Below are 3,712 nucleotides of genomic sequence, written 5' to 3' on the forward strand. Positions count from 1 at the left end.
CCGGAGTCGGCAGCGAGCAACCCGGTGTTGCCTGCCGCCATCGCCGGGGCCGAGCCGATCCCGTTGTATCGCCTGGAGGTGCCGGTGTACTCGGTGGTCGTCCCGGCCGCGCAGTTGATGACCCTGCAAGCCCTCGGCACCTTCCACGACCGCCAGGGCGAACAAAGCCTGCTCAGCGAGACCGGACCGGTTCCGGCGGGCTGGGGCCGTGCCTATGGCAGTGACTTCAACAAGAGCTGGTCGGGTACGGTATCGCCGAGCTTCGACGGTTCCATCAAGGGCTATCAAGTGGGCCATGACCTCTACGCCTCCGAGACCAGCGGCGGACAGCTCCAGCGTTTCGGCCTGTTCATCGGCCAAAGCCGCCTGCAAGGTGACATCAAGGGCTTTTCAATGGGCTTCCAGGACAACCGCTCCGGGCGGGTCAAGCTGGATGGCGATAACTTCGGCGCCTATTGGACCCTCACCGATCCCAAGGGCTGGTACGTTGACCTGGTGGCCATGGGCACGCGCTTCGACGGTGACAGCAAGTCCGACCGTGACGTGAAGATCGACAACAAGGGCCACGCCCTGGCCCTCTCGGCGGAAGCCGGCTACCCGATTACCGTCTCCGAACACTGGGTGGTGGAACCCCAGGTGCAGGTGATCAACCAGCAGATTGACATGGACCACCAGAATGACGGCATCTCCAAGGTTTCATTCGACTCCCAGGACTACTGGACCGGCCGCCTCGGTGCACGCCTGAAGGGGCGTTACCTGGTGCAGAACACCCCGATCGAACCGTATGTACGAGCCAACGCCTGGCGCACCTTCGGTGGCAGTGACACGGTGACCTACGACGACGTGGACCGGATTAAAACCGATCACAAGTCATCCACTGCCGACCTCGGTGTGGGCGTTGTCGCCAAGTTGTCGTCCACCGTCAGCGTGTACCTGGCGGCGGACTACAACACCCAACTGGACAGCAACACGCTGGAGGGTTTCAGCGGTAACGCCGGGGTACGCATGAGCTGGTAGGCTCACGCCTCCCGGGGGCAGGTAACCGCGCGGGCAACGATGGCGCCCACCACCGCACCCGCTATCGGTGCCGCCCAGAATAGCCACAACTGCATCAGGTATTCCCCGCCGGCAAACAATGCCGGCCCGGTGCTGCGCGCCGGGTTGACCGAGGTGTTGGTGACGGGGATGGCCACCAGGTGGATCAGCGTCAGGGTCAGGCCAATGGCAATCGGCGCAAACCCGACCGCCGCACCCGGGCCGGTGACACGCATGATGATGAACACAAAAAAGAACGTCGCCACCGCCTCTACCACCAACGCGGCCAGCAGGCTGTACTGCCCGGGGCTCAACTGGCCATAGCCGTTGGCGGCGAAAGCACCCACTTCAAACCCCGGGCGGCCACTGGCGATCAGCGCCAACACGGCGGCGGCGACAATCGCACCGGCCACCTGGGCAATGATGTACGGCACCACGTCCCCCCCCGGCATCCGGCGTCCCACCCACAAGCCGATAGTCACCGCCGGGTTGAAGTGCGCACCGGAAATACCGCCCACCGCGTACGCCATACTCAGCACCGTCAAGCCAAAGGCCAGGGCGACACCGGCAAAGCCGATCCCAAGCTCCGGAAACGCCGCGGCCAGTATCGCGCTGCCGCACCCGCCGAAGGTCAACCAGAACGTCCCAAGAAATTCTGCTGCGATTTTCTTTTGCAAACCAACTCCACCCAATGCCAACGCCATCCGATTGATGGACCCGGCGGCGACGGTAGCAAGCGGGGTTAACCGGCTCGTATCAGACTTTTCCGGTTAAAGCGCGCGAGATATCGACGGTGCTGAAGATGAAGCTTTTGTCAGTAAAGCCTCACTTAATCGATGGTTAATCCCCCCGGACGACAGTTGAGTCGACCGCACTCGCATGGCACCCGCCATTGCCCAGGGCGGCCGCGGCTCATCACGTTGTTGGGCCTGCGAACGACTTGCGGAGAAACACCATGAAACTGCGTACGTTAATGCTCGGCGCTGCACTGGCCCTGACGGCTGTGACGGGGATGGCGCAGGCTGACACCGCCCCCGTCATCACGCCTTACCACTACGGCGAGAAGATGGATGTGCAGAAGGTACTTGCGATGCACGAACCCGACACCAATGTCTGCAAAGTGATCAACGCCGATATCAAGTTCGTGGACAGCCAAGGGAAAGTCCAGGACGTGGGTTATCGCAAAATGTCCGAGGCGTGTGATTTCCAGAACTGATGTGATTGCAGCGCCGTTGCAGGGGTGAGCGAGCTCGCTCCTGCGGTCGCCAGGCGTTACCCTTGCCGGCCGCTCCACGGCCGAAAGGATCACGAAAACGGCGTTGGGCCTGGCATTTATCCAGGCCCGCAAGTCTTCACTGACTGAAGCTCAACCGTCCGTTTAATAGAAAGGACGCGCGCCGGCTCGTTTGAGGGCCGGGGCCTGGGTGTGGGTATGCTTGAGGTCTTCACGCAACTCGGTAATCAAGTTGCAGATCGCCCGACTGCTGTCGAGCTTGTTGGCGCAAATGCCGGTGACCACCAGGTCGACCCGGTCATGATCGATCTCGTGATAGACCTTGACCGTCAGCGAGGCGTCCGACGCCTTGGTGACTTCACAGCGCTTGGGCAGAAAACTTCCTTCAATGATGCCGCGTAGTTCCAGATCCGAAAGCATGGCCGACCTCTCCTTTTATGAGATTGCCAATCGATTTTTATCAATATTCTTATTGCTGGCGACCGTGATGAGACGTTCACCTTTTTGCGCCTTGCCAACCCTGGCAGACGGCTTCACGTACCCAGCCTACTAGGCCGTTCAGAGTTGCGTTGGATCCTTTCCTCATAAGCGACAACGTTACTTATATAAGTTACGTGGCAGACCGCCATTAACCCGTTCGTTTGGGGGATCAACAGCGATATTTGTTGCTCATTCAGAGTTGTAACAGGATCTTATGAAGCATTAAACATGCCGTCGGGCATGGCCTGCCAAGGCCCAGGAAAATCGGCATATTCGAACGAAATACCGGCCACCGACTCATGCATCCTGCAATAAGCACCGGTTGGCGTCATGCAAATTGAAAGACCGTAAAAACAAGCGCCTTGCCGAAACTATTTCCAGCGGAAATAAACACCCTCCAAACGGGTGGCTGCGACTAACATTAAATTTTCATTAGATTAAACGTTTAATCTGCTTGAGCCGCCACTCGTTCGGCAACATGTCGCAAACTATCAAAGTTAATATTGGCCCCCGAGTTGATCGCCACCCATGTTTGTCCCTGGATCCCGGTCTTCGCGACATGCTTGCGGATACCCGCCACCGCCAGCGCCCCCGAAGGTTCGGTAATTGATCGCGTATCGTCGTAGATCAGCTTGATGGCGCTGCACAGTTCGTCATTGCTGACGGTGATCACCTCATCCACGTGGTGTCGGCAGATTTCAAAACCATGGGCGCCTATCTGGGCCACGGCAGTCCCGTCGGCAAAGCTGTCGACGCTCGGCAGCACCACCCGGCTCCCGGCGCGCAAGGCTGCCAGCAGGCAACTGGAGCCTTCGGGCTCGACGCCGATGATGCGCACTTCGGGGCGCAGGTATTTGACGTAGGCCGCGATACCGGCGATCAATCCGCCGCCGCCCACGGGGACAAAGATCGCGTCCAGCGGGCCCTGCTGTTGGCGCAGCACTTCCATGCCCACGGTGCCCT

At 59.9% G+C, this 3,712-nt stretch carries 4 protein-coding genes and 1 pseudogene; 2 read left to right on the forward strand and 3 right to left on the reverse strand.

What is annotated here, in order from left to right; all coding sequences use genetic code 11:
* Positions 1 to 1,017 (forward strand): autotransporter outer membrane beta-barrel domain-containing protein (locus HX846_RS20090; RefSeq protein ID WP_178965968.1); only part of this gene is annotated, 1,017 nt, incomplete at its 5' end.
* Between the two features lie 2 nt (positions 1,018 to 1,019).
* Here the strand turns inward: HX846_RS20090 and aqpZ are convergent.
* Positions 1,020 to 1,712 (reverse strand): aquaporin Z, encoded by a 693-nt coding sequence (gene aqpZ / locus HX846_RS20095; protein ID WP_087692691.1) that lies wholly within the window; start codon positions 1,710 to 1,712, stop codon positions 1,020 to 1,022.
* A gap of 278 nt (positions 1,713 to 1,990) precedes the next feature.
* Between aqpZ and HX846_RS20100 the strand changes: the two genes are divergently transcribed.
* A complete protein-coding gene (locus HX846_RS20100; RefSeq protein WP_003215297.1) occupies positions 1,991 to 2,251 on the forward strand; it encodes a DUF2790 domain-containing protein in 261 nt (86 codons plus the stop codon).
* Between the two features lie 162 nt (positions 2,252 to 2,413).
* Here HX846_RS20100 and HX846_RS20105 read toward each other — a convergent pair whose 3' ends face one another.
* Together HX846_RS20105 and HX846_RS20110 are read right to left on the reverse strand one after the other, a co-directional pair.
* Positions 2,414 to 2,689 carry a DUF1652 domain-containing protein gene (locus tag HX846_RS20105; RefSeq protein ID WP_003215295.1) on the reverse strand — a complete coding sequence of 92 codons (276 nt, stop codon included), beginning with the start codon at positions 2,687 to 2,689 and terminating at the stop codon, positions 2,414 to 2,416.
* 526 nt (positions 2,690 to 3,215) lie between these two features.
* Positions 3,216 to 3,712: pseudogene (locus HX846_RS20110) on the reverse strand (pyridoxal-phosphate dependent enzyme); the annotation flags it as partial.

This window comes from Pseudomonas sp. K5002 (assembly GCF_013386655.1).
In the GTDB taxonomy this organism is placed as follows: domain Bacteria; phylum Pseudomonadota; class Gammaproteobacteria; order Pseudomonadales; family Pseudomonadaceae; genus Aquipseudomonas.